2 protein-coding genes are annotated in these 1947 nt (G+C 74.6%); both read right to left on the reverse strand.

The window, feature by feature from the left end; all coding sequences use genetic code 11:
• Positions 1-893 (reverse strand): MaoC family dehydratase (locus PROKR_RS00030; RefSeq protein ID WP_036958668.1); only part of this gene is annotated, 893 nt, incomplete at its 3' end.
• Positions 894-949: 56 nt separating this feature from the next.
• Positions 950-1947: 3-oxoacyl-ACP reductase (locus PROKR_RS00035; protein ID WP_036958664.1), on the reverse strand; the 998-nt coding region annotated here is incomplete at its 5' end.

Genomic DNA, 1947 nt, shown 5'->3' on the forward strand with positions numbered 1-1947 from the left:
CGGACCGTGCCCCGGAAGTGGCGGGTGTCCTTGCCGGACCGCCAGCCGTCGTACACGAACCCGGAGGCCGCGCCCGCCTCGCCCTCGGCGACGTCCGTCGCGTACCGGATCGCCACATCGACCGTCCCGGGCAGCAGTACCGGCCGGAAGAACTCGACGGTCCACTCGTACGCCTCCCCGCGCCGCGCGGGACCGACCTCGGCCAGCGCCCGAGCCGCGGAGTACATCCCGTGCGCGATCGTCCGCGGGAACCCGAACGCCTTGGCGCCCAGGTTCGACGTGTGGATCGGGTTCTGGTCGCCCGACACGGCCCCGTAGGCCCGGCCGGTCCCCGCGCCGAGCTTCCAGCGCGCGGTCGGCAGGGGTGCCGTCCACTCCTCGCGCGGGGACTCGTCGGCCGGAGCCGCGCCGTCGGACGCCGTGAAGCCCTTGGCGAGGTAGGTCGAGACGCCCTGGTAGGCCAGGTCGCCGTCCACCAGCACCTCCGCGACGAGGTCCACCTGGACGCCGCGCCGGTGCGCGCGGGCGTCCTGCGCCCACGCCCGCACCTCGATGGTCTCGCCCAGCCGCACCGGCCGCAGCACGCGCACGACGTTCCGCAGGTGCACCATGCCGAGCAGCGGCAGCGGGAAGTCACCCCGCACCATCACGGCTGTGGCCACCGGGAACGCGAGCACGTGCAGGAACCCGGCGGGCAGCACGTCCGACGACGGCTCGCCCAGGAGGTCCTGGTACGCCGCGAGGTGCGCCGCCTCGCCCGCGGTGGCCACGCGCGCGACGCGGTACGTCACCTCGGGCAGCCGGACCTCGCCCTTCGGGCGCTTGCCGGCGGACCCGGCGACCCCCTTCGCGAACAGCCCGCCCAGCTTCGGCACCTCGGGCAGGTCGGCCATGCGGTACGACGCCGGCGCCTGCGGCGCGACCACCGCGCTGTACGTTCGTCGCACGGTCACTTGCCCACCATGTGCTGACCGCACACCCGCAGGGTTTGCCCGTTGATGCCGGCAGCCGGAGCGGACGCGAGGAACGAGATCGCCTCGGCGATGTCGACCGGCAGGCCGCCCTGGCCCAGCGACGGCATCCGGCGCGCAACGGTGCGGGTGAGTGCCGGAACCTTCGCGGTCATCTCGGTCTCGATCCAGCCGGGCGCGACGGCGTTCGTCGTGCCGCCGGTGGCCGCCAGCACGGGGGCGCCCGCGGCGGCGTTCGCGATGACGCCGGCCTTCGTGTAGCCGTAGTTGGTCTGCCCGCGGTTGCCGGCGAGGCCGGTGGTCGAGGCCAGGGAGACGATCCGGAGGCCCTCGACGCCGGCCGCGAGCAGGCGCTCGTTGATCCGGAGCTGCGCCGTGAGGTTCACGGCGATCACCGGGTCCCACTTGTCGGCCGTCATGTTGGCGAGCAGCTTGTCGCGCGTGATGCCGGCGTTGTGCACCAGGATGTCCAGGCCGCCGAGCGGCTTGGTCGCGGCCAGGATCTTGTCGGCGGCGTCGTCGGCGGTGATGTCGAGCTGCAGCGCGACGCCCCCGATCTCGTTCGCGACGGTCGCAAGGGACTCGCCGGCGGGCGGTACGTCGATCACGACGACCTTGGCGCCGTCCCGGGCCATCGTCCGGGCGATCGCCGCGCCGATGCCCCGCGCGGCGCCGGTGACCACGGCCACCTGTCCGGCCAGCGGGGCCTCCCAGTCCACCGGCCCTGCGGCGTCGGACGGGCCGACGGGCAGGAGCTGGCCGTCCACGTAGGCCGACTTGGCCGACAGGAAGAACCGCAGCGTCGCCACGGCCGAGGCGGAGTCGACGGCCGCGTCACCCGTGAGCTGGATGCCGTTGGCCGTGGACCCGCCGCGCAGCTCCTTGCCGAGCGAGCGGACCAGGCCCTCGACGCCGCCGCGGGTCGCGGCCAGCACCGGGGCGTCGCCGTCGGCCACGGCCCGGGAGATGCTCACGA

This window comes from Promicromonospora kroppenstedtii DSM 19349 (assembly GCF_000515355.1).
Lineage (GTDB): Bacteria > Actinomycetota > Actinomycetes > Actinomycetales > Cellulomonadaceae > Promicromonospora > Promicromonospora kroppenstedtii.